Here is a 25,623-nt window from a genome sequence, read left to right on the forward strand (position 1 = left end):
CAAATTTAAACTAGAAAACACTACAGATAGTATCTTGAAAGGAGTATGCAGGATGAAAAAAAAATTGTTCCTGACCATTATTATGGTGTTGAGCTTAATCTGTTCACAATCAGCTTTGGCTAAAGGTCAACAACAAAAGCCGAAAATACCTGATACTGTAATGGAAATTTCCAAAGAAAATACGTATCCGAATCCAACCCAAGACTTACCATATCTACAACCTAGTGAGCTCTCTCAAGCATTAATTGATACATCAACGGTACCAATAGAGAACCCTGATTTGATTCGTATCCTCAATGAAACATCAATTTCAGATGCTCCATTAGCATTTGGCTATCGTGCAACGATTTATTTGGGTGAATGGGCCCTGAACTACGAATCAACAGAGACAGCAACAAATTGGGAATATCAAAAAATTAATACAAACTTTAATGATAACCGTGGAGGTAAGTCACCTATTCAAATGCATTATAAGCAGGAAGCACAGAAATCGATTAAAGGTGGATTGACTGCGAAGGTACCTGAAGCTGAGCATGTGAAGAAAATGATGCTATTGAAGGCAATGAAAAAAACAAATTTACCACTATCATTTGAAACAATTATAGGAGCAGGAACAAAAACAGAGCAAATCTATAATGTTCCAAGGAAAAAGCTTGGTTATCTTTATGCATATGCACCAGCGGTAAATGAAAAAGGGAAAGTCACATATGGCGAAGTATATTTAGTATTAAAAGGGAACAAGAAAAGTATTGTCGTAAAAAATGTTACGTCACAAGGGATTGGAGCATGGATACCATTACAGGATCATGTAACATTTGGCTTTGTTACAACAGACCAACCAAAATAAATCTATAAAAAAATCAGTGTAGCCAACACTGATTTTTTTATAAAGGGAAACAATGTCGTGGTTGGAGTATGTTCAAATAGCTATAAATTTGCTTTTCGATTAGTAAAGTCCACATCTTCATAATAGCTGTTTTTCACTAAAATATTGGGTCCTAAGCATTGTACAGATGGACAATGACAATTCATTGTATTAGCTAATTTTGAAGCGGTCCAGTTATCATAAGCAGATTGCAACGTGTTTTCCTTAATATTACCTAGCGGTGGTGCATCGCCAAAATCAGTTACAATGATGCTTCCATCAAAAATATTAACATTTAATCGTGACCTGCCATCAGGATCATTTCTTACAGTTACATTTTGACTTCGACGTAATCGATTTATTAGCGCTAAATCCTCCTCATTATCACTACATGCATAGAAGGGTAATGTACCAAATAACATCCAAACGTTTTCGTCACGGATATCTAACAGATGGTGAATTGCTGAACGAATGTCTGTTAATGATAATGTTTCCAATGAGCTAGCAAAGTCACTTGGGTACATCGGATGTATTTCATGTCGCTGACACTGCATTTCATCAACAATTTGTTTATGTATCTTTTCGATATATGGCAAAGTTCTTTTATTTAACATTGTTTCTGCGGAGACAATGACACCAGCATTAACGAGAGCGCGGCTGTTCTCTATCATACGTTCAAATAACCTTGCCCTTTGCTCAAAACTTGGTTTACGCTCCATCATCGCAAAGCCAACTTCAACAAAATTTTCGACAGTTCCCCAGTTATGTGAAATGTGAAGAACATCTAAATAAGGAATAATTTTTTCGTACCTTTTTAAATCTAGGGTTAGATTTGAATTAATTTGTGTACGAACCCCTCTTTCATGGGCATACTTTAATAAAGGGACAACATAATTGTCCACTGATTTTAATGAAAGCATCGGCTCTCCGCCAGTAATACTTATTGAACGAAGCATTGGGACTTCTTCAAGTCGTTTTAATAAGAGCTCTATTGGAAGTGCTTGTGGATCCTTAGGCTGTAATGTGTAACCTACGGCACAGTGTTCGCATCTCATATTGCATAAAGTAGTTGTCGTAAATTCAATATTTGTTAACTCCATCTTCCCATATTGTTGCACATCTAAGTATGCTTCCCATGGGTCATATGAAGTTGTGATAGGTCGTAATGTGTTTGTTGCATTCATAATAAGGAACTCCTTTGTTTTAACGAATGGGTATTTACCCCATGTACATTCTAACATGAACACACATTCTAATCATCAGTTGTAATTTGTAGTAGGATATTGTTTATATGTCTAAGTTAGGCTAGGATAATAGTATTTGAGAGGAGTGAACGTATGGGAAATGCTGTACACGATAAAGATTCACAACTATCATATTTAAAGAACCGTTTAAATATGTTCTTAGAGGTACTTGATTCAATGGACCCTGAATCAACAGATGTAGAGGATATTGACAGATTATTAAATATGTTAGACGAATTAGAGTTTAAGCAAGAGCAATTTAAAAAAGATTGGAACCTTAAAAGAGTATGACCTTGAGTCTACTCCTTTTTTACTGAGATTAAACATGTATTTTTGCGGTATTGATATAAGGGGTGTCTTCTTGAAAGCGCTTGTTATATTGCTTTTCAAGAAATAGGTGAAGGAGTATAATAAAATTGAAGAAATAGACCGTAATTTTTTTAAAAAAATGAAAAGACAATTAAGGGGAGAATCGAGATGGAGAACTTTTACGAAAGCATGTACAAACTAATTGTAGAAACATCTACAAATCTACCTAAAGATGTACGTAGAGCAATTGCTGCAGCCAAGCTTAAAGAAAGTGCTGGGACTCGATCGGCGATGTCACTTGCAACAATAACAAATAACATCAAAATGGCTGACGATAATATTTCACCAATTTGCCAAGATACAGGCTTACCTACATTCAAACTCAAAGTCCCAGTTGGGGCCAATCAAATAAAGATGATAGAAGAAATTAAACGAGCAATCTCCCAAGCGACGAAAGATGGAAAGCTGCGTCCGAATTCAGTTGATTCAATTACCGGAGATAATAGTGGTGACAATCTTGGTGAGGGTACACCTGTTATTAAATTTGAACAATGGGAAAAAGATTATATAGATGCACGCCTTATCTTAAAAGGTGGAGGCTGTGAAAATAAAAATATCCAATACAGTTTACCGTGTGAACTTGAAGGACTAGGAAGAGCCGGCCGTGACTTAGATGGGATTCGTAAATGTATAATGCACTCCGTTTATCAAGCACAAGGTCAAGGCTGTAGTGCAGGATTTATCGGTGTTGGAATAGGCGGCGACCGTACGAGCGGCTATGAATTAGCAAAGGAACAGCTGTTTAGACGTGTTGATGATGTGAATGAACACGAGGATTTAAAGAAGCTAGAAGAATATGTGTTAGAGCATGCAAATGAATTAGGTATTGGTACAATGGGCTTCGGTGGAGAAACAACATTACTTGGCTGTAAAATCGGTGTCATAAATCGTATCCCAGCTAGTTTCTTTGTATCTGTAGCCTATAATTGTTGGGCATACAGACGTCTAGGTGTCTATTTAAACCCTGAAACTGGTGCGATAAATGAATGGTTGTACCAAGATGGAGATGAAATTGATTTTGGTCAAGATGAAGTAGCAGCAGCTGAAGAACAAACGAAGCAAACACGTGAAGTTGTTCTGGAGGCACCTATTTCTGAAGAACAAATTAGAAGTCTTAAAGTAGGAGACGTTGTTCGGATAAATGGAATGATGTATACAGGAAGGGATGCCATTCATAAGTACCTTTCAGAAAATGACTCACCTGTTGATTTGAACGGCCAAATTATTTATCATTGTGGACCTGTTATGATGAAGGATAAAGATGGTCAATACCATGTAAAGGCAGCAGGACCAACGACTAGTATTCGTGAAGAGCCATACCAAGGCGATATTATGAAACGATTTGGAATACGTGCCGTAATTGGAAAAGGTGGCATGGGTCCTAAAACACTTCAAGCATTGCAAGAGCATGGTGGTGTTTATTTAAATGCTATTGGTGGTGCTGCGCAATATTATGCAGACTGTATTAAATCAGTAGAAGGGGTTGACCTTATGCAATTCGGCATCCCAGAAGCAATGTGGCATTTAAAAGTCGAAGGGTTCACTGCAGTTGTCACGATGGATGCACATGGTAATAGCCTCCATGCTGATGTAGATAAATCATCACTTGAGAAGCTTTCGAAATTTAAAGACCCTGTTTTTAAATAAGTAATATGAAAGTACCTTTAGTACAGGAGTAGTAGATTCTATATTAACAGTGATATTAGGTTTGTTACAAAGCGGAATGCAATACAAACATTTATACACAATAAGCGACTGAAGCAACTTCTCGTGAGGTTGCTTTTTTATTTTAACTTGTTTTCGTAAACATAGTTGCTTGAGTTTTCTACAATCTACAATTAAGACTTAAATAAACATTTGTTTAAAATTGGAAACCGAATTTGTTATATAAAGAGATAATTAGAGAAAGTAATTTTCTATCTATTAAAATAGCTCATACCCATCAATAAATGTAAAAATCTTGTAAAAAAGTACTTGATTTCAAAATAATAAGGTATAATTGTAAAGTGTTCCAAAAAATGGGCAACCAATAAAAAGATAGCAATGTGGAGGAGAAACGATTTGTTAAAGTTTATTTTGAAAAGGAAAATCTTAGTTGGGTTAGTGGCGGTTCTCGTTCTGTTAGTTGGAAGTTACTCAATGCTAAATGTTGATAAAGAGTTAATGCCATCCTTTGAGATGGACATGGCTTATGTTGAAGTCCGTGCTGGTGATATGGCAGCAATTGAAGTTGAACGGACAATTACAACACCATTAGAACAGAGTATTCAAGGTATTGAAGGTGTAGAAGAAGTAACATCAACTACTGCTGTTGGTCATAGTAGTTTAATGGTGATGATTGAAGAAGGAAAAGGAAATGAAGTCTCAAATGAAATAGACTCCATTACACATTCGACGACATCAGACATAGCTGGTATAGATGAAGTGATCTCAGGTCAAGTCGGGAGTACTAGTGAGAGTTACGAGTTTTTTATGGACATCTCAAATGGTGATATGAATGAGATGACAGCATTTGCTCAAGATATTTTAGAGCCAAGACTGGAAGAGCTAAAAGAGGTTCGTGATGTATCTTTAGCGGGTATTCAGGAACATGAAATGATTGTGAGCTTCAAGAGGGATGAAATTGCAAAAAGAGGTTTAGATGTCATGCAAATCCAAACAATCATTCAACAGTCAAATAGTGAGGCAACACTTGGTGAATTTAGTGATGAAAAGGATGCACCTTCCCTACGGTGGGATACAAAGCTTGAATCCAAGCAGGAAATAGAAAATCTTCAAATTCCAACTGATTCAGGATTTATCTCGTTAAAGGATGTTGCAGATATAAGCTTACAACCATTAAAAAGCTCTTCAACTGTCTGGAAGAATGGAACGAAAGACTTCATCTTTGTTCAAATTGGACGTGTACCCGATGTAACACAAATCGATATGGCTGATGCAGTCCGTCAAGAAGTAGAAAAAATTGAAGATGAGGGCTTAGTAAAAGGCTTTGAGTTAAACGAAATGGTTGCTCAAGCAGATTATGTGCAAGAATCAATCGATGGTGTAACAAATAACATTTTAATCGGAGGAATTATCGCAATTGTGATTTTACTCCTATTCCTACGTAATGTTCGGGCAACTCTAATCGTAGGGATTTCAATTCCGACATCCATTTTACTAACGTTCATTAGTATGTGGCTTCTAAATTATAGCTTCAATATTTTAACACTAATAGGGCTAGGGCTAGGGATCGGAATGATGGTTGATTCGTCAATCGTAATTTTAGAATCAATTTACCGTAAAAAAGAACAAGGATTAAAAGGGATGCAAGCTGTACTTAAAGGAACAGAGGAAGTAGCAACAGCAGTTATTGCGTCAATGCTAACGACAATCGTGGTCTTCCTACCAATTGGCTTAATGGGTGGCGAAATGGGAGAGTTTATGATCCTGCTTTCGGTTGTAGTAGCAGCAACATTGATTAGTTCGGTCATTGTTTCATTTACTGTTATCCCTTCTTTATCTGAGAAGTTTTTGAAGTTAGGAAAGAAAAAACATGTTAAAGAAAATGGGTTTTTCATTAAAGGATATAGTAAACTTGTCGGTTGGGTTGTAAAGAAGAAACGAAACAGCATTGCGATATTGATATTATTTGGCGTCATCTTTGTGAGCTCATTATTATTAGTGCCAAAAATTCCAATGACTGTAATGCCAGATGTCTTTAATCGGTATACAGAGGTACTAATCGATCTTGAAACAGGTATCTCCGCTTCAGAAAAAGAAGAGGTTATACAAAAATTAGATGAAACATTATCAGAGGTTGATGATGTTGAAACGAATTATATTATGGATAATGGTGGAATAGTCTATGCGATTATTAATATGACAAAGGGAGATGACATTACAAAAGAACAAAAAGATGTCAACGAAGATATTTTAAGTTCATTGCGAGACCTACAAGATGAATACCCAATTGAAGGTGTTCAAGGTGCAATGGATGCAGGCAGCGGCTATCCAGTACAAGTAAATATTACAGGTGAAAGCTATGAACAACTACAATCGCTCGCTGCAAATTTTGTATCTGAGTTGGAAAAGGTTGAAGGAATCGTTGGTATTTCAAATTCTGTTGAAAAAACATCAGTAGAGCAAGTGATTGAATTGAAGGAAGCTGAAATTGAAAAGGCGGGCTTGTCACCTGTACAAATCAGACAGTTTATCGAACAAAGCTATATGAATGAAATTGTTGGTGAGGTTTCGAACAATGATAAAAAAGTTCCACTACGATTAAAGTGGGATAAAGAAATGAATAAGCAGGAAACATTACTAAATGAAACAATTCCAACAAATGATGGCGATAAAAAATTATCTGCATTTGTTGAATTAAAAAGTGTTGAAGCCCCTAATGAAATTTCACATAGTGATGGAGAACGTTATGTGACAATATCAGCTGATATTAAAGATGCAGATTTAGGAACAATAAACAGAGAAGTAACAAAGGTAATTGATAATTTTGAAACGCCAACTGGTTATGATGTTGAAGTTGCCGGTGATATTGAAGAACAGCAGGAATTAATGCAAGATATGATTTTAATCCTGGGGATTGCTATCTTCCTTGTTTACTTAGTAATGGCTGTTCAATTCAATCATCTGGCACATCCAATTATTGTTATGTCAATCATTCCTATGACAATTGTTGGTGTTATTCTAGGGTTATTTATTACACAACATGAGCTTAATATGATGTCGGGTGTAGGTGTTATCATGTTAATAGGGATTGTATTAAATAATGCTATCCTTTTAATTGACCGTATTAATCAATTACGCAAGGAAGGCTATGAAGCAAATGTTGCTGTAGTAGAAGCTGGAAAAAATCGAATTCGTCCGATCTTCATGACAACATTAACGACTGTGGGCGGTATGCTCCCATTAGCACTTGCTTCTGGAACTTCAGGTAATTATCAAGCACCCATGGCGACTGCGATTATTTCAGGCTTGCTATTCGCTACATTTATTACATTGTTACTCATACCTGCTGTCTATCGTATATTCCATGCGCTTGGTAATGGACTTACCGGAAAAGGTAAACGAAAACGGAACAAAAATGCTGAAAACCTCTCTGAAGAAATCGCTAGTTAAGAGAATTTAAGGATGAACATTGGTATAGATTCTCCATGCTGAGAAATTAGACCAAATGTTTCATCCTCTTTTTTAGTACCTTTTTCCAGTATGGAATTCTTCTCATAATCAACACTATGAACAGAGATTAAAAATGAGGAGAGAATACGATGAAAAAGTGGTTCATGATTTTCAGCTTAATTTGTTTTGTTTTATTAGCAACAACGCCAGTTAATGCAATCTCTAATAATCCAATACACTGGGGCTTTAAGAAAAGTAAGAATCATCAACCAGCATCTGCCGGGAAAGAGCTTGATGAAATACTAAGTAAATACGGATCATTTTATTTAGGTGATACTTCTAAAAAGGAAATTTATTTAACGTTCGATAACGGCTATGAAAACGGCTATACGAGTAAAGTACTGGATGTATTGAAAAAAAGAAAAGTACCGGCCACCTTTTTCGTAACTGGTCATTATATAGAAAGTGAACCTAATTTAGTAAAACGGATGGTAAATGAAGGACATATCGTTGGTAATCATTCTTGGTATCATCCAGATTTAACAACACAAAACGATGAGAAATTAAAAGAAGAGCTTGAGTCAGTTCGCTTAAAGGTAGAGGAATTAACAGGCCAAAAAGGGATGAATTATTTAAGACCACCACGTGGTATATTTAGCGAACGTGTCTTAGCTGAAGCAAAAGAGCTCGGATATACAAGTGTTTTTTGGTCGCTTGCATTTGTTGATTGGAAAATCGATACACAAAAGGGGTGGAGATATTCGTATGACAACATCATGAAGCAAATACACCCAGGTGCAATCCTTCTCCTCCACACTGTATCAAAAGATAATGCTGAGGCGCTCGACAACGCGATTGTTGAATTAGAAAAACAAGGCTACAAATTCAAAAGTCTTGATGATTTAATGGTGGATAAGATGTTGAAACAACGAGAACTATTAGGTAACTAAAAGGGTTAAGAAATAAAATTTTAATCAAACGTAAAGCCTGAGAATGTCTAGATAGAATACATTCTTAGGCTTTTATTTTGATTAAAAACCATTCCATAAAATGAAAGAAGCCATTTATATTATGTATAATAAAATGGGATCTTATCTCCCCATGGATGTGCTAGGAAAAATCAATCTTATGCATGTTTTATTTCGAGGATCAGATTCCTAGCCTAGCTACCCCGAGATAGACAGAGCAATACAAAAGGAGACAAAACAGGCCTATAACGACAACTAAGTAATAAGCTTCAAAAAACTATAAAATTACATGAAGAAAGGACAGGAGTACATGTGGAAAGAAACGATTGAGGTAAACGGTCCCTATCATTTTAAACAAGTAATTAGTCGATTGTCGCTGGACCCTTTAAATCATGTCAACGATAAAGAGCGAATTGTAAACGTCCCACTGCTAATGAATCGAAAACGAAATGTAATTGGGGTTAAAGCTGTAGGTACAACGGAACTACCTAAGTTTGAGCTATCAGGTCATGATGAAAATGTAAAAGAGCAAGCAATTGCCGAAATTAGACGAATATTTCAATGGGATTTTTCCATGAAAACAGTTGTTAAGCATTTCGAAAATACAAACTTAGCTGAAATATTTAAAGAACATCGCGGAACACCATTAGTTCTAGAATTTGACCTCTACCGTTGCCTAATGAAGTGTATTATCCATCAACAATTAAATGTCACCTTTGCACATACGTTAACTGAAAGATTTGTTAAGGAATTTGGCAAAGCTGTTGATGGAGTTTGGTTTTATCCGGAACCGGAAGTAGTGGCAAATATATCTGTAGACCAATTAAGGAATTTGCAATTTAGCCAACGAAAGGCGGAGTATATCATTGATACGTCACGCCTAATTTCTGAAGGACAATTGGATTTATCTAAGCTTTATCAATTAAGTAATGAGGAGATTATTGAAAAGTTAGTAAAAATTAGAGGGATAGGTCCTTGGACAGCACAAAATTTATTGTTATCAGGATTGGGAAGAAAAAACCTTTTTCCTAAAGCTGACATTGGTATACAAAAGGCGATACAAAAACATTTTAATCTTGATAAGAAACCTACAAGTGAAGAAATGGACTATTATAGTCAAAGTTGGAGCCCGTATTTGAGTTATGCAACTTTGTATTTATGGAGAAGTATTGAGTAGACGAAAAGCCGATGCAGGAATAGTCCATCATTTTAATGATAGTTGTACGTATATGTAACTAATGAATACATACAAGTGGCGTATTTTTTTTGAAAAATCTATTGACATGTACGAACGTGTATAATACGATTATTAATGGTTAGGATAAGCGCTTACATCACTTTGAGTTTTAAACATCTTGGACATCCTTTTTGCAAAACATACTAGTAATGTGAATTTTACCTAACCGGATTGGCAGGAACGAAACGGAGATATTGCTTAGTAGGTCGCATATCATAGGGATTTCGCGGTTTTTTTTGTATAGGATGTTAATAAATAGATAAGTAGATTCCATACAATTATAAATCATCGTCTTTTTTGTTTGTACGGACATCCCTTTTATTGTCAATGCGAATACATACTTAAGTAAACACTACGTTTCCTAAAAAAGGAGGGGTATTCAAGCAATGAAAAAGAAACTATCTCGAAGGTTGTTAGCTATTTTCTTGACTCTTGTACTAATCGTTCCAAATTTAGCATTCGCCGCTGAATCAAATGGGCAAACTGCTGAAACAGAAGCACCTGTTTTTAAAGATGTATCTGTACATGATCCATCAGTAATTAAGACTGGTGATACGTATTATGTGTTTGGCTCCCATTTAGCAGCAGCAAAAACAAAGGATTTTATGCAGTGGGATGAAGTAGCAAACATTGTAAGCCCTGATAACCCATTATTTGAAAATGTTGTTGAGGAATTGAAGGAATCATTTGATTGGGCAGAATCTGATACATTATGGGCTGCTGATGTCATTGAACTTAATGGCAAATTTTATATGTATTATAACGCATGTAAAGGGGACTCCCCACGTTCTGCAATGGGGATTGCAGTTTCTGACAATATTGAAGGTCCATATAAAGACAAAGGGATTTTCTTAAAGTCAGGTATGTGGGATCAAGAAAGTCCGGATGGAACTATTTACGATGCGAGGGAACATCCGAATGCTGTTGACCCAGACGTATTTTTTGATAAAGATGGGAAGCTATGGATGATGTATGGCTCATATTCAGGTGGGATTTTCATTATGCAAATGAACCCTGAAACAGGTGAACCATTACCTGATCAAGGCTACGGGAAAAAGCTTTTAGGTGGAAACCATAGCAGAATTGAAGGAGCATACGTTCAATATAGTAAAGAAACAGACTATTACTATATGTATCTATCTTTCGGTGGTCTTGATGCAGTAGGCGGTTATAATATGCGTGTTGTCCGTTCAAAAAATCCGGATGGACCATATGTTGATGCACAAGGTCATGACATGATTAATGTAAAAGCAAATCCTGAATTACCTATCTTTGACGATGCTTCAATAGAGCCTTACGGGGTTAAGTTAATGGGCAGTCACCTATTTAAAAGAGAAGTCGGTGAACCAGGGACTGGAATTGGTACAGGATACGTTTCACCAGGACATAACTCTGTCTACTATGATGAAGCAACAGATGAGCAATATTTAATCTTCCATGCTAGATTCCCACAAAAAGGCGAGATGCACCAAGTTCGTGTTCATAAAATGTATATGAATGAAGATGGATGGCCAGTCGTATCACCACATCGCTATGCTGGAGAATCATTAGAAAAAGTCGATGCTGAAGAAATTAGTGGAGACTATAAGTTTATCAATCACGGAAAAGATATTTCAGCTGATATAAAAGAATCTGTATTAATCACATTAAATGCAGATAACACAATATCTGGAAATGCAACAGGGGAATGGTCGTTTGATGGTGAGAACAAAGCAACAATCGAAGTTGGTGGAAAAATATATAAAGGTGTGTTCAACCGTCAATGGGATCAAACAACTGAAACATATGTCATGACATTTTCGGCATTATCAGATGAAGGTGTAGCAGTTTGGGGAAGCAAAACTGTCACACAAACAGATGAGGAAATTATCGAATCTGTAAAAAATGAATTGTCCCTCGGTGATACGAGTAAAGTCATTAGTAATTTAACATTACCAACAAAGGGATCACGTGATACTCAAATTACGTGGACATCTTCGAATAGTGAAATTGTTTCTGAGGAAGGCAAAGTAATACGCCCAATCGGTACAGAAAGTGTCACCGTAACCTTAACTGCAACAATTACAAAAGGTAATATCGTTGACACGAAAACATTCGAGATTACAGTTTTACCACAAAAAGAAGGTAAATTAGTAGCTCGCTATACTTTTGATGGAAATTTAAGTGATAGCACAGAAAATGTTGCTGATGGAACAATTACAGGAAACCGGATTGATAATACAGGTGGTACTAGTTCATTTGAAGAAGGTAAACTTGGACAAGCAGCTGTATTTAATGGTGAGACAGGTATTCGTTTACCAGATGGATTAATCTCAAGTAATAAATACTCAGTTTCATTATGGTTAAATCCTGAAGAATTAACAGAGTTCACAACAACGTTCTTTGGTGCAAGCAGTAACACAAAATGGCTTAGTCTTTTACCAAAAGGTCATGGTGGCGTAGCAAATGATACGATGCTTTGGTCTGGTGAAGCTTGGTATGATGCAGGCACAGGAATGAAAATACCAGTTGATGAGTGGTCACATGTTGCATTTACCGTTGACAACGGTAGTCTTCAAATCTATGTAAACGGTGAAGAGAAGTTTGCAGGCAAAGGCTTCCCTGACGTATTTACTACAGAAAATGGTGTCTTCGGCTTAGGTGTTAACTATTGGGATGTTCCTTATAAAGGCTTAATGGACGACCTTCTAGTATATGATGCACAAGTATTAACAGCTGAAGAAATTAAAGCCTACTATGAGACAGGTGAAGTTCCGGTATATCCAGAAGTAGAGGAACCAGGAACAGAAGAACCGGGAACAGATGAGCCAGGAACGGATGAGCCAGGAACGGAAGAACCAGGAACGGAAGAGCCAGGAACGGAAGAGCCAGGTACAGAACATCCAGGTTCAAAAGGGACTATTGATAACATTGATGCATTAATTAAGAAAGCTAATCTATACACATCAACAGTAGAAGCATCTGCCTTTACAATAAGTAAAGAAGTTATTGAATCACTGCCAGAAAATAGTTATCTTCAATTAACGAATGGTGCTGCAACTGCAAAAATTCCAGTTTCTCTATTAAAAACTGGTGAGAACATTCAATTTAGTTTTGGAGAAGATTTAGCAAATGAATATAGTTTTGAAGATGCAAAACCAGTTGGTGAAGTATTAGATTTTACAATTACAAGTGGTGATGAAGTAATTGAAGAGTTTGGAGACACACCAATCACTTTAACGTTCTCAATTAATGCCGATGAGGATACTAACCTAGACAATGTTGTGGTTCTGTACATTAATGAACAGAAACAATATGAAAAGGTCGAAACAAAACAAGTAGACATAGAAAATAAAACAATATCAGTTGATGTTGAACACTTCAGTATCTATGGTGCTTATGAAGTAGCAGATAGAGACAATGGAACACCTGCAGATAATGAAACACCAGGAAATACGGATACAATAGAACAGCCAAAAGAAAATAAACCAGTAACAGATGTCAAGGCAGACCCTGTTGAAGATGGACAATCTCAGGCTGGAAAGAAGTTACCAAACACAGCAACAAGAAGTTACAATATGCTATTAATCGGTGCATTCGTGCTGATTGCCGGAGCAGCAATATTTATCTATGTGAGAAGAAAAGCAAGTGTAGAATAAAAAAAAGTGAATGAGGCTAACTAAAAAGTTGGTCTCATTTTCATCTATATTATATAGATAAGATAGCGTAACTAGCTTTTAAGGAGGAGAATTAGTATGATTAAAGGATGAATGTAAGTGAAGAAACGGAGAGTATATAGCTATGAAGGAAACAGGGAAAAAACGCTCAATTAAAATAGAAGAAGGCCAAACTTTTCCATTATCGATTAAACGATTAGGTATAAATGGTGAGGGAGTTGGTTATTTCAAACGGCAAGTTGTCTTCGTTCCAGGGGCTCTACCTGGTGAAGAGGTACTTGTTGAAGCAACAAAAATCCAACCAAAATTTGCTGAAGGTAAGGTTAAAAAAATACGGAAGCAGTCTCCTTTTCGTGTAAAGCCCCCATGTCCAATCTATGAAGAGTGTGGAGGATGTCAGCTTCAGCATTTAGCATATGAGCAACAGCTTAAAGAAAAGCGTGACATTGTGATACAGTCGCTTGAACGGCACACAAAGCTACAACTTCATAAGCTGGATATTCGTAAAACAATTGGAATGGATGAACCTTGGAATTACCGTAATAAAAGCCAATTCCAAGTCGGTCAGCAAAAAAATGGTCAGGTAATTGCAGGGCTTTATGGATTAGATTCACATCGTCTCATCCCGATCCAAAACTGTATGGTCCAGCATGATTTAACAAACAAAGTTTCAGAAGGGGTTAGACAAATACTAGAAGATTTGCAAATACCTATCTATGACGAACGGAAACGAAAAGGAATTGTTCGAACAATCGTGACACGTGCTGGCTTTAGTTCAGGTGAAGTTCAAGTTGTTTTAATTACAACTCAAAAAGAAGTCCCACGTAAAAAATTATTAATGGCGGAAATTCAAGAACGGTTACCTGAGGTCACATCACTCGTTCAAAATATTAATGGGAACAAAACGTCATTAATCTTCGGTGAAAAAACGATTCATCTAAGAGGTGAAGAGGTTATTCAAGAAACCCTCGGAGACTTAAGTTTTGAATTATCAGCACGAGCATTTTTTCAATTAAATCCTATTCAAACAGTTAAGTTATATGACGAAGTGAAAGAAGCTGCAGGTCTAACTGGTAAGGAAAAAATCGCAGATGCATACTGTGGAGTCGGTACAATCGGAATGTGGTTAGCAAGTGGAGCAAGTGAAGTGCGTGGCATGGATACAATTGAATCAGCGATTATAGATGCGAATGAAAATGCTAGGAAACACGGCATATTAAACGCAACATACGTTACAGGAACAGCCGAGCATTGGTTGCCAAAATGGGTGAACGAAGGTTGGCGTCCAGACGTTATTGTCGTTGATCCTCCTCGGACTGGCTGTGACAAAAAACTATTAGATGCAATCATTCAAGTGAAGCCTAAAAAGTTCGTATATGTATCTTGTAACCCTTCAACATTAGCGAAAGATATCGACTACTTATCAAAAGACTATCAGGTGGAATATATTCAACCAGTTGACATGTTTCCTCATACAGCACATGTAGAAGCTGTTGCAAAGCTAGTAAAAAAATAATAAGAACAATAGTCTATGAATAAAATTGAGGGTATAAATATATTTCTTTGGAGGGACTACGATGAGTATCGAGGTAAAAAATGCAATCGTAAATGGAAAAACGGCACTAGGAATTGAACTTGGATCGACTAGAATTAAGGCTGTATTAATTGGTGAAAACAATGAGCCAATTGCATCCGGCAGTCATGATTGGGAAAATAGCTATGTGAATAACGTCTGGACATATAGTATAGAAGAGGTTTGGAAAGGAATCCAAACTAGTTATCAAGCAATGGCCAATGACGTGAAACAACAATACGGAGTCACATTACAAACAATTGGTTCAATTGGATTTAGTGCAATGATGCACGGATACATGGCATTCGATCAATCTGGAGAGCTTTTAGTTCCGTTCCGTACATGGCGTAATAACATTACCGGTCAAGCTTCAAAAGCACTGACTGAATTATTTAACTATCATATACCGCAAAGATGGAGTATTGCTCATTTATATCAAGCGATTTTAAATCAAGAAAACCACGTTGCGAATATTAGCTTTCAAACAACGTTAGCTGGTTATGTTCATTGGAAGTTAACAGGTGAAAAAGTGTTAGGAGTAGGCGAAGCATCAGGTGTCTTCCCAATCGATTTAAATACTAAGAGCTACAATGAAACAATGATTAATCAATTTAATGAATTAGTAGCACCAAATCGTTTACCATGGAAATTAGAAGACATTTTACCAAAAGTACTAGTTGCTGGTGAGCAAGCAGGTGTTCTAACAGAAGAAGGTGCAAAACTTCTCGATGTATCTGGTGAATTGAAAGCTGGAATCCCACTATGTCCTCCAGAAGGAGATGCAGGAACAGGAATGGTTGCTACAAACAGTGTTGCAAAACGTACTGGTAATGTATCAGCAGGAACTTCAGTCTTCGCAATGGTTGTACTTGAGAAAGAACTTTCAAAAGTGTACCCTGAAATCGACCTTGTGACAACACCGACTGGTAATCTTGTCGCAATGGCACATTCAAACAACTGTTCATCTGACTTAAATGCATGGGTAGGATTATTTGGAGAGTTCTCAAAAGCTATGGGCATAGATGTTGACATGAATAAACTATATGGCACTCTTTATAATCTAGCATTAAAGGGTGATCCTGACGCAGGCGGCCTACTTGCTTACGGTTACCTATCTGGTGAACATATTACTCACTTTGAAGAAGGGCGTCCACTATTTGTTCGATCATCTGACAGCAATTTCAATCTTCCAAACTTCATGAGAGTACACCTATTTACGGCTTTAGGTGCGATGAAGCTTGGTATGGACATACTTCTTAAAGAAGAAAACGTTAAACTAGATGAAATTTTAGGACACGGTGGATTATTTAAAACAGAAGGTGTTGGTCAAAGCATCATGGCGGCAGCCTTAAATACACCAGTATCTGTAATGGAAACAGCTGGTGAAGGTGGAGCATGGGGAATCGCACTACTCGCTTCATATTTAATTAACAAAGAAGAAAACGAAACACTAGAGCAATTCTTAAGCGGAAAAATTTTCGCTGACCAAGCAGGTAAAACAATGTCTCCTGATCCAAAAGACGTTGAAGGCTTTGAGCAATTTATGGAACGCTATAAAAATGGCCTACCGATTGAAAGAGCAGCAATTGATTATTTAAAATAATAGGTGAAAAATACGACAGGGTCCTGATTTTATCCTGTCGTATTTTTATAATGTAATTGTTTGTTATAAATTGGTCGATGAGAAGTCAATTAATTAATAGGTAATTAAGATAAGACTGAAAACTATGAACTTCTTGGCCGGTAATATTAAGAAGTGAACGCTGATGCTATTTTTAATATTATATGTAAAAAAAAGTTGAGGCTACTTGTTGACAGTACCTTTGCATATAGGATTAAGAGCTCGGAATTGTGATATGAATAATTGTATTAGTTGGTTGAGTAAGGTTAAACTGCTATAATATAGTGATAGATTCATTTTTACATTTTCGTAAGAGAGGTCTTTTATGGCATATAAAGCAGCGACTGAATTATTAGAATTAGTTAACTTAACGATTGACGGCAAGATGTTATTCGTGGGTCAAACAACTGAGGAAGTTTTCACTATTTTAAAAACACTAAATGCCAGTGAAACAGATATTAATTTATCCGAAATGCAATCGATGTCGATGGATATTAGACAATCCTTTTGTCAACAAATCTTCTTTGGCGGCCGAACTCCATTAATTATTAATGACACGCAAACACATCATTTCACAAGTCATCTACCTCTAACCTCGTTATTAAACATAGGTTCATATATAGGAGTCCCAATTTTTTACCAGGATGGAGAAATGTTCGGCACCTTATGCGCGGTTGATTCAAAAAAGTCAAATTTTACTGAAAAGGATATTGAAATATTCGAGAAATTTTCTAACCTTTTTTCTTACGTAATAGAACTGGAGAAAAAAGTTAATATTGACCACCTTACTCAGCTTTATAATCGAGGTTTTTTATTTGATAGTTTTGAATATATATCAGATGAAGGTGCAATCATGCTCATTGATTTAGATGGGTTTAAACAAGTGAATGATGTTTATGGACATGATATTGGTGATTTAGTATTAATTGAAGTAGGTAGTAGATTAAAAAAGGCTTTTAAAGAATTCAATTTACCTATTAGGTTAGGGGGAGATGAATTTGTTATCCTCGTTCCAAACTTAACAGAAAAAAACCTAATAGAAACATTAGCAAATCAAGCCTTAGAATGTTTACAAGATTGGAGCACCTTTAACTATCCTATTGAGTTAACTGCTAGCGTAGGGTTGACAACTTTCAACAAGCAGAATAATGAGTTACAAAGCCTAATTAAAAGAGCTGATAAAGCGATGTATAAGATAAAACAAAATGGAAAAAACAACTTTAAATTTGCTGAGGAATAAGAAGTAGAGACCATATATCAGGAATTCTCTTACATAATTTGTAACTATTAGTGGACAGTTTTGAGGGATAAATTAGAATATTTCTACGGTATGTTAGTGACTTTTACCTAATATACCGTTTTTGTTATGATTGAAAATTATAGATAAGAGGTCATGGTAAAACTTACATATCGAGATGATAGACAAAGCATCAGTTACGCTGTACTGAGAATGGATATGACTGAGAAACAGAAATTCAGTATTATTATAGAGTCTAATTACATAATAGGAGTGGAAATTAACATGGAAAAGGATATCACAATTAAACCATTATCCGAAATCGACTATCTAAAAATCCACGGACGAACGACCGGGGACCTTTCACCTTTAACCTTGTTTTGGACAGCAAGTGGTATCGAACTGAATGCAAAAGGAGCTGAACTCTGGATTGAGGTTGAAGTTGATTATGAACAATATGAGCCTTGGATTAGTATTGTTATAAATTCGACACCTGTTGGAAGACAAATGCTAACAAAAGGAAGGTACTGGGTTTGTATTTTTAGAGGGATGAATGAGAACGTTATCAAGAATGTACATATTTTAAAAGATGTCCAGGCTATGAATAGTGACCCAAGCCATTTACTACAAATACATGCTGTAAAGTTTGATGGCGAATTTCTACCTGTCGAAGAAAAGAAATATAAAATTGAATTTATTGGGGATAGCATCACTTCTGGTGAAGGTGCGATTGGTGCCAAACAAGAGGAAGATTGGATATCGATGTGGTTTAGTGCAATTGATAATTACGCGGTACTAACAGCAAATGCTTTACAAGCAGACTATCGAATTCTTTCGCAAAGTGGCTGGGGGATCTTAACAAGTTGGGACAACAACCCAAACTATAATATCCCAGATTACTATGAGAAAGTGTGCGGTTTGTTAACAGGTGAGAAAAATGAGTTGATTGGGGCCTTCCGAGAAAATGATTTTGACGCTTGGCAACCTGATATCGTTGTTGTCAACCTCGGCACAAATGATGGAGGAGCTTTCTATTCACCAGAATGGAAGGATGAAGAGACTGGCAAAGTTTACAAACAACGATTAAACAACGATGGTACATTTCATGAAGATGATGTGCTAGCATTTGAAACAGCAGCTGTGCAATTTTTAAACAAACTTCGTCAATATAATAAGAATGCACAAATTATTTGGGCATATGGAATGCTCGGAACTCCGATGATGCCAGCAATTTATCGAGCAGTCGACCAATATAAGAAGAACTCAGGCGACCAAAATGTATCAATAATCCAGCTTCCTAATATGACGGAGGAAACAGTTGGTGCAAGAGCACATCCAGGAAAGCTAGCTCATAAAAGGGCAGCAGCAGAATTAGCAGAATATCTTAAACAATTTTTATACAAATAAATTATCATGCTGACTCAGGCGAAAGAGAGAATACTCGATTAACTTGAGTTCATTTTATTTAGTAGGGAATTAAATCCAATATTTTTATCCTTAATAAATACTTAATATGAAATTCCCATTATAGTATTAGTAATAACTATAACGTAGGAGTGAATGTGTGGGGATGAATGGTCAAGCAGGATTTACATTAAATATTATAGATTTCATAACCGTTATTATTAATTGGTCAATTATACTCTTTATGGCCAGTCGAATATACAAAAAACAAGATATAAAACCAATGAAAAGGAAGGTATTGCTCGTTTGTATCATTGGACTTTTCTCTTTTTCTCTACATTTGAATGATTTGCAGTTACAAATAGCAATATTGCCACTAGGTGTTTGGCTTTTATTTCTATATCTTAAGAAAAAAGAAGGGAGATGGCAAAGATACCGCCAATATGCATGGTTAGGTTTTTGTGCGAATTACCTCTTTCTAGCTTTTGCACTCATCTCACTACCTATTAACAATATGTTCTTTTCAAAAGAAAATCCTGGAACTTTTCTTGCGAATATCCAATCTGCATCCGTTCACACTATCCATCCATCAGGAGAAAGCATCACCCTAGACAAGGAAAAATTGCGAACTCAACTTTCGTCAATGAAACAAGAAGGTTTTTTTAGTTCGGAATGGTATTCTGAAACATATATTGACGAATCAAACAAACGGGATGAGCGTTTTCCTTATGAACTTATCGATGCATCAGCAAAATGGGGAAGTGGTATTGTCGCAACAATCTATATAGAGGATGACGGAAGAGGCCTATTGGTAACGACCTCAGATGACCAAGTGTATTTTCGCTCTGCTGAACCCTTTATCGAAGAGGTGAATTAATGTGAGGCAAAAAAAATTACTCTTCGCCATATTAGGAATTGTAATAGGCATCGGCATCATTTTAATCTACTTTTCAAAGCCAGCTCCATTTCTTACTCACCAGCAGTTAGTTAAACAAATAAATGAAAACATCCCAGACGCCAATCCCGAGACCATTCAAGACACGATTTTTATCGATGACAGTCATGTATTTGCTCCATTTATTACTGAAAAAAATGAGTATGGAATCAGTTTATGGGAATGGCAGCACGGGAGCTGGGCACCTATTAGAATTACTACAAGTGGTGAACCAACAGTTTGGAAAATAAAGCATAATAACCTCTCAACCTATCGAATCGTTTGGAATTATCACCCTAAAGACCAAATCCAATCATTCGCTATATTTTACATAAGAGAAAGAGGGTTCTCTTCCTCATCCAACAAAGAAATCTACTTACCAAGAATTGAACTAAGCCATAACATTACAGTCGATGAAGGTTCATATGGACTCCGTGAAATCCCTGAATTTTGGCTGCCTATAATGGATGGGGTTAAGGAAAATATTTCTTATGGATTTATGACATATAATGCTGATGATCATATTATATTCCCTGAAGAAACACTACACGGAATTGGTTATTCTTACGGTGAAAATTATGAGGATGTTAGATTATTAGATGAAAATGAGATAGACGGTGTTGTTGGGGAGTGATCGTGATCATTATAGTTAGTAGTAAGGTTGAAATGTCCTTCATCAAAGCGATGAAGACCAAAAGTAAAAAAGAGTAGATTAGAAATGTCCTTCATCAATTCGATGAAGACCAAAATAGAAAAAGAGTAGATTAGAAATGTCCTTCATCAATTCGATGAAGGACAAAAATAAAAAAGAGTAGATTAGAAATGTCCTTCATCAATTCGATGAAGACCAAAACAGAAAAAGAGTAGATTAGAAATGTCCTTCATCAATTCGATGAAGACCAAAATAGAAAAAGAGTAGATTAGAAATGTCCTTCATCAACTCGATGAAGACCAAAATAGAAAAAGAGCAGCCGAGAAATGTTCTTCATCAAAGCGATGAAGGACAAAAATAAAAAAGAACAGATTAGAAATGTCCTTCATCAATTCGATGAAGACCAAAACAGAAAAAGAGTAGATTAGAAATGTCCTTCATCAATTCGATGAAGACCAAAATAGAAAAAGAGTAGATTAGAAATGTCCTTCATCAACTCGATGAAGACCAAAATAGAAAAAGAGCAGCCGAGAAATGTTCTTCATCAAAGCGATGAAGGACAAAAATAAAAAAGAACAGATTAGAAATGTCCTTCATCAACTCGATGAATACCAAAACAGAAAAAGAGTAGATTAGAAATGTCCTTCATCAACTCGATGAAGGACAAAATAAAAAAAGAACAGCCGAGAAATGTCCTTCATCAAGGTAATGATAAACTCATGTTCAAATAAATGCATCTGTTTCCATAAAAAAAGACCGAACAATGCTATTACCATCATTCGGTCAAAAGTATTAAACTCATAAATAAAAACAACTTTTAAACATTATCCTATTCTTTGACTAATTGTTCATTACTCATAATACATCCATTGGTGAACACCGAATTTTTTATAATTATTTTGTAGGATATACCTAATTCTTTTTTTTGAATCAATAATCTTACACCACTCATAAATCACATTTGTCGTAACCTTTTCATTTGGAAAAAGAAGTTTGAACTCGTGTACACTTCTCAACACCGCATTTATTACCTTTTCTTGAACACCGCAGTTTTGACAGATACATTTTTGTCCGATAGTAATCATATGGAGTGACCCGCAGGCAGTGCATGTAATCCCCTTCTTCAGTTTGTCATAGTCATAGTTTGGTAAGTTATTAAAAGGAGAATCTTTTAAATGTAAAGAAAGTAATTTGTTTGCGAGTGTGCGATGCTTTTGGTTCATTTTTGAGGATTTGGAATCAAGGGTGCTTATAAATCTTTGTAATTGTGTTGGTAAGATAAATGGTTTGTTCAGAGGTGCCTGGTAAAGAGTAAACGTGGGGTTAATAAAAATAACGTATGCCTTAATGGATAGGTTATATCCAAGGCCTTGTATTAACTGACGTAAAAGCAGTTCACTTTTACTCAATTGGTTTAGTGGGTTTGTTATTTCAGTTTTTGGTTGTTTGTATAACCTGTCAGATTCATAATAGTAATCTCCTTCATAGTTTTTTATTTCAAACATGTAGATAGTGTCTGATAGGATGGTTAAAGAATCAATTTGAAATAGTGTGTGATTTTGTTTGAATAGTAAGTCATTTAAGATGATGGATTCTCCTTCAATTGTATTTATCATGGAGTCAAATAGTGTTTCACCCTCAAATCCTTTACTAATGTTAAGATAATATTGCCTCTCCTTTTCAGATAATTCGCTGCGATTGTTCAATGATTTCAAGATGAGCAGCTCGGTCGATTCAACGCGTTCCTTGTAAATCATCTTCTACTCCTTTCATAATTTTTCCTACAATTCAATTATATTGAATCATGTCGAGTAATCAATCATGAAACCTTTTCAAAAATAAAACGTATAAAAATGTAATAGGATTTAGGGGGATATTCATGTTTTCAGAAATTAATGAGCAGCTCATAGAAATTCAAGGTCATTTACGGAAAAAGGATAAATATGAGGCACAGTTAGAGGATTATAAAGATGAACTTGAGGCAATTGAACATAGACTAGCTCAATTAGAAAGTAGGTTACAGTCCGAACAGGAGGATGTAGAAAAGTTAGAACGGTTTAGCCTGACAAACTTATTTGCAACTTTATCTGGAAAAAAGGATGAAAAGCTATCGGTAGAAAAACAGGAATATTTAGCTGCTAAGCATAAGTTGGAGGAAGCGAAAAAAACGCGGGTTGAAATTGATGATGCAATGATTCTTATAAGTGAGAAGCTTATTCAACTAGAAAATGCGGAGTATCGATACCAACAACTTCTCAAGCAAAAAGAAGAGATGATAAAGACGAGTTCGACTCCATATACTGAGAAGATTTTTGAATTAAGCTCACTTGAAGGAAGACTTCAAGCATATATAATCGAACTCGATGAAGCAATTAACGCTGGTCAGAATGTGAAAAATTCACTTCAAAAAGCGATTACATCCCTAGAAAAGGCAGAAAATTGGGGGACGTGGGATATGCTAGGTGGTGGGACAATTACTGGAATGGTCAAGCATCAGCATATTGATGAGGCAGAAAAATCACTTCACCAAGCACAGACAAGAATGCGACAATTTCAAAAAGAATTATTGGATGTACAAGAAACTGCACAAATTGAAGTGAATATTTCTGATATGCTCAAATTTGCCGATTTCTTCTTTGATGGGTTTATCGCAGATTATATGGTGCAAGGAAAAATTAATCGTTCACTAGAGCAAGCGAAACAACAAAATGAGCGGGTTCATACGATTGTTCAAGGTTTAGAAAATCAATATGATGAAAAAAATCGTGAACTTAAGAGAATTCAACAAGAAAAACAACACATTATTGAGAAGTTATAATGAAATGAAGGGCTGTTCATACCATACTGGGAGTTTGTTATGAGCAGTTTATTTGCTTTTAATTAATATTCGTCTAAACTTAGTTTATATGGTAAACAAACTAACTTGATTGTTTACCATTATTGTTTTCAAAAAATGTAACCGGTTTATTCAAAAAAATGGTTGTCAATTACGGAGGTAATTATGAAAAAAGTTGTCGTAACAGGTGGTAGCGGTCTTTTAGGTCGAGAGGTCATCAATGAATTTTTAGAAAATGGTTATCACGTTGTGAATGCTGATTTAAAACATCCAAATGATGCCTTATGTGAGACAGTGATAACTGATTTAACAAATTTAGGTGAAGTTTATGGTGTATTAGCGGGTGCTGATGCTGTTGTACATTTAGCCGCAATACCGGTCGCATACTCACATCCGAATGAAGTAACATTCAAAAATAATGTAATGTCTACTTACAATATTTTAGAAGCAGCAGGCACTTTAGGAATTAAGAAAGCCGTCATTTCATCTAGTGAGTCATCATATGGAATATGCTTTGCAAAGCGACCAATCGTTCCGCAATATGTGCCAATTGATGAAGAACATCCACAATTACCAGAAGAAAGCTATGGTTTATCTAAAATCGTCAATGAAAAGACAGCCGATATGATCCATCATCGAACAGGGATGCAAGTTGTTTCTCTACGACTTGGCAATGTGGTAACACCCGAGATGTATAAAAACTTCCCAAGATTCATCCATAATCCTGAAGAAAGAAAAACGATTTTATGGAGCTATATCGATGCAAGGGATGCAGCAACGGCTTATCGTCTTGCGGTCGAGACTGACGGACTTGGTTCAGTCGCTTTAAATATCGGAGCAGATGATACGAGTATGGATATTGAAAGTAAACAATTAATGGAAACAGTTTATCCAACCGTAAAAGAGTTTCGTAAGGAAATAACAGGTTTTGATGCTCTCTTAAACAATGAAAAAGCTAAACAATTATTAAAGTGGCAGCCGGTTCATAAATGGAGAGAATATGTAAAATAAGTAGAACGTATAGGACAGAAGGAGAAAGCTCCTTCTGTCCTATTTACTGTTTCTTATTCTAATAAGCAATAATTCAATAGGCTTTACCATTAAGCACTTACTTTCGTTATAATTGCTTCAATATATAAATGTCATTTGCGATAGTTTGATTAAAATCGGCCAATATTATCGATAAAGCGGGTACCCATCGACAGGAGAGTGCAGCTTTCCAATACTGGTTTCTAAATCTATAACAGTTGCTACTAGGGTAGCAATGTAGAGCTTCTCAAGTATTCCTCTTACACACTTGTTTTCCACTTTGAGATTTCACCCATAATATGGGGAAAATAAATGCGCATCTTCATTGACTATTTCATGATAGAAGTATAAAGTTCAAGTATAAACTGTTCGTTAGTGAACAATTAGATGGTGAGGATGGTGAATCAACAGATGGATTATGATAATCCTGTCATGATACGCTCTGTCGCATTATTACGGTCGTTTTATGATGTGCATAAAAATATGATGCGATTAGTTCAAAATACAGCATTAGAAAATGGATTAACCGTTCCGCAGTATATTTCATTAATAACTATTTCAATGCAAAAGGAAATGACACAGAAGAAAGTTGGGGAGGAAACATTTCTGCCAAAAAGTACGTTAAGTCAAGCAGTCAATGATTTAGTCCAATTAGGTTTATTAACTCGTCAGCAAGTTGAAGGGAATCGTCGGGAAATGCTGTTGATGATTACAGAAAAGGGGAGTAGGTTATTAAACGATATTCACCTACAAGCAGGAGGTGTTCAGGAAGCATTTCAACATGCAACCGAATCTTTGTCAGATCAACAATACACTGAATTAATTCAATTACATCAACAAATTGCAGAATACTTAGAAATCAAAGACTAATCATAAGGGGGTA

The 25,623-nt window shown here is 35.9% G+C and carries 18 protein-coding genes; 16 read left to right on the forward strand and 2 right to left on the reverse strand.

Going from position 1 to position 25,623, the window contains the following annotated elements; all coding sequences use genetic code 11:
• Window positions 1–52 precede the first annotated feature (52 nt).
• On the forward strand, window positions 53–847 hold the full coding sequence (locus J2S19_RS13835) for a YfkD famly protein (protein WP_307343006.1): 795 nt from the start codon (window positions 53–55) through the stop codon (window positions 845–847).
• Between the two features lie 80 nt (window positions 848–927).
• On the opposite strand, the gene yfkAB is transcribed toward J2S19_RS13835, so the two are convergent.
• Window positions 928–2,049 (reverse strand): radical SAM/CxCxxxxC motif protein YfkAB, encoded by a 1,122-nt coding sequence (gene yfkAB / locus J2S19_RS13840; protein ID WP_307343009.1) that lies wholly within the window; start codon window positions 2,047–2,049, stop codon window positions 928–930.
• 153 nt (window positions 2,050–2,202) lie between these two features.
• Here yfkAB and J2S19_RS13845 point away from each other — a divergent pair, with 153 nt between their 5' ends.
• The 12 genes from J2S19_RS13845 to J2S19_RS13900 all read left to right on the forward strand — a co-directional run bounded on the left by J2S19_RS13845 (window position 2,203) and on the right by J2S19_RS13900 (window position 20,857).
• Complete coding sequence (locus tag J2S19_RS13845) at window positions 2,203–2,400, forward strand: SE1561 family protein (RefSeq protein ID WP_307343012.1); 198 nt, start codon at window positions 2,203–2,205, stop codon at window positions 2,398–2,400.
• Between the two features lie 186 nt (window positions 2,401–2,586).
• The gene (locus J2S19_RS13850; protein ID WP_307343015.1) at window positions 2,587–4,125 is read left to right on the forward strand and encodes a fumarate hydratase; all 1,539 of its coding nucleotides are present in this window, start codon (window positions 2,587–2,589) and stop codon (window positions 4,123–4,125) included.
• A 414-nt stretch (window positions 4,126–4,539) separates the two neighbouring features.
• Entirely contained in the window at window positions 4,540–7,593 is a 3,054-nt protein-coding gene (locus J2S19_RS13855) for an efflux RND transporter permease subunit (protein ID WP_307343018.1), read from the forward strand.
• A gap of 149 nt (window positions 7,594–7,742) precedes the next feature.
• Complete coding sequence (gene pdaA / locus J2S19_RS13860) at window positions 7,743–8,543, forward strand: delta-lactam-biosynthetic de-N-acetylase (RefSeq protein ID WP_370875150.1); 801 nt, start codon at window positions 7,743–7,745, stop codon at window positions 8,541–8,543.
• Window positions 8,544–8,871: 328 nt separating this feature from the next.
• Window positions 8,872–9,738, forward strand: coding sequence for a DNA-3-methyladenine glycosylase family protein (locus tag J2S19_RS13865; RefSeq protein WP_307343021.1), 867 nt, complete (start codon window positions 8,872–8,874; stop codon window positions 9,736–9,738).
• A gap of 446 nt (window positions 9,739–10,184) precedes the next feature.
• Window positions 10,185–13,436 (forward strand): arabinan endo-1,5-alpha-L-arabinosidase AbnB, encoded by a 3,252-nt coding sequence (gene abnB, locus J2S19_RS13870; RefSeq protein WP_307343024.1) that lies wholly within the window; start codon window positions 10,185–10,187, stop codon window positions 13,434–13,436.
• Between the two features lie 142 nt (window positions 13,437–13,578).
• Complete coding sequence (rlmD, locus tag J2S19_RS13875) at window positions 13,579–14,970, forward strand: 23S rRNA (uracil(1939)-C(5))-methyltransferase RlmD (RefSeq protein ID WP_307343028.1); 1,392 nt, start codon at window positions 13,579–13,581, stop codon at window positions 14,968–14,970.
• A gap of 61 nt (window positions 14,971–15,031) precedes the next feature.
• The gene (locus J2S19_RS13880) at window positions 15,032–16,630 is read left to right on the forward strand and encodes a xylulokinase (protein WP_307343031.1); all 1,599 of its coding nucleotides are present in this window, start codon (window positions 15,032–15,034) and stop codon (window positions 16,628–16,630) included.
• 343 nt (window positions 16,631–16,973) lie between these two features.
• Entirely contained in the window at window positions 16,974–17,888 is a 915-nt protein-coding gene (locus J2S19_RS13885; protein WP_307343034.1) for a sensor domain-containing diguanylate cyclase, read from the forward strand.
• Between the two features lie 282 nt (window positions 17,889–18,170).
• Window positions 18,171–19,292, forward strand: coding sequence for an SGNH/GDSL hydrolase family protein (locus tag J2S19_RS13890; protein ID WP_307343037.1), 1,122 nt, complete (start codon window positions 18,171–18,173; stop codon window positions 19,290–19,292).
• 157 nt (window positions 19,293–19,449) lie between these two features.
• Window positions 19,450–20,166, forward strand: coding sequence for a hypothetical protein (locus J2S19_RS13895; RefSeq protein ID WP_307343041.1), 717 nt, complete (start codon window positions 19,450–19,452; stop codon window positions 20,164–20,166).
• A gap of 1 nt (window position 20,167) precedes the next feature.
• Complete coding sequence (locus tag J2S19_RS13900; protein ID WP_307343043.1) at window positions 20,168–20,857, forward strand: hypothetical protein; 690 nt, start codon at window positions 20,168–20,170, stop codon at window positions 20,855–20,857.
• 869 nt (window positions 20,858–21,726) lie between these two features.
• On the opposite strand, the gene J2S19_RS13905 is transcribed toward J2S19_RS13900, so the two are convergent.
• Window positions 21,727–22,632 carry a nuclease-related domain-containing protein gene (locus tag J2S19_RS13905; RefSeq protein WP_307343046.1) on the reverse strand — a complete coding sequence of 302 codons (906 nt, stop codon included), beginning with the start codon at window positions 22,630–22,632 and terminating at the stop codon, window positions 21,727–21,729.
• Between the two features lie 122 nt (window positions 22,633–22,754).
• Here J2S19_RS13905 and J2S19_RS13910 point away from each other — a divergent pair, with 122 nt between their 5' ends.
• From J2S19_RS13910 to J2S19_RS13920, 3 genes are all read left to right on the forward strand, one after another.
• On the forward strand, window positions 22,755–23,693 hold the full coding sequence (locus J2S19_RS13910; RefSeq protein ID WP_307343049.1) for a coiled-coil domain-containing protein: 939 nt from the start codon (window positions 22,755–22,757) through the stop codon (window positions 23,691–23,693).
• 183 nt (window positions 23,694–23,876) lie between these two features.
• Window positions 23,877–24,722, forward strand: coding sequence for an NAD-dependent epimerase/dehydratase family protein (locus tag J2S19_RS13915; protein ID WP_307343051.1), 846 nt, complete (start codon window positions 23,877–23,879; stop codon window positions 24,720–24,722).
• 417 nt (window positions 24,723–25,139) lie between these two features.
• Entirely contained in the window at window positions 25,140–25,610 is a 471-nt protein-coding gene (locus tag J2S19_RS13920) for a MarR family winged helix-turn-helix transcriptional regulator (RefSeq protein ID WP_307343053.1), read from the forward strand.
• The last annotated feature ends 13 nt before the right edge of the window (window positions 25,611–25,623 follow it).

Source organism: Metabacillus malikii, from assembly GCF_030813355.1.
Taxonomy (GTDB): Bacteria; Bacillota; Bacilli; order Bacillales; family Bacillaceae; genus Metabacillus; species Metabacillus malikii.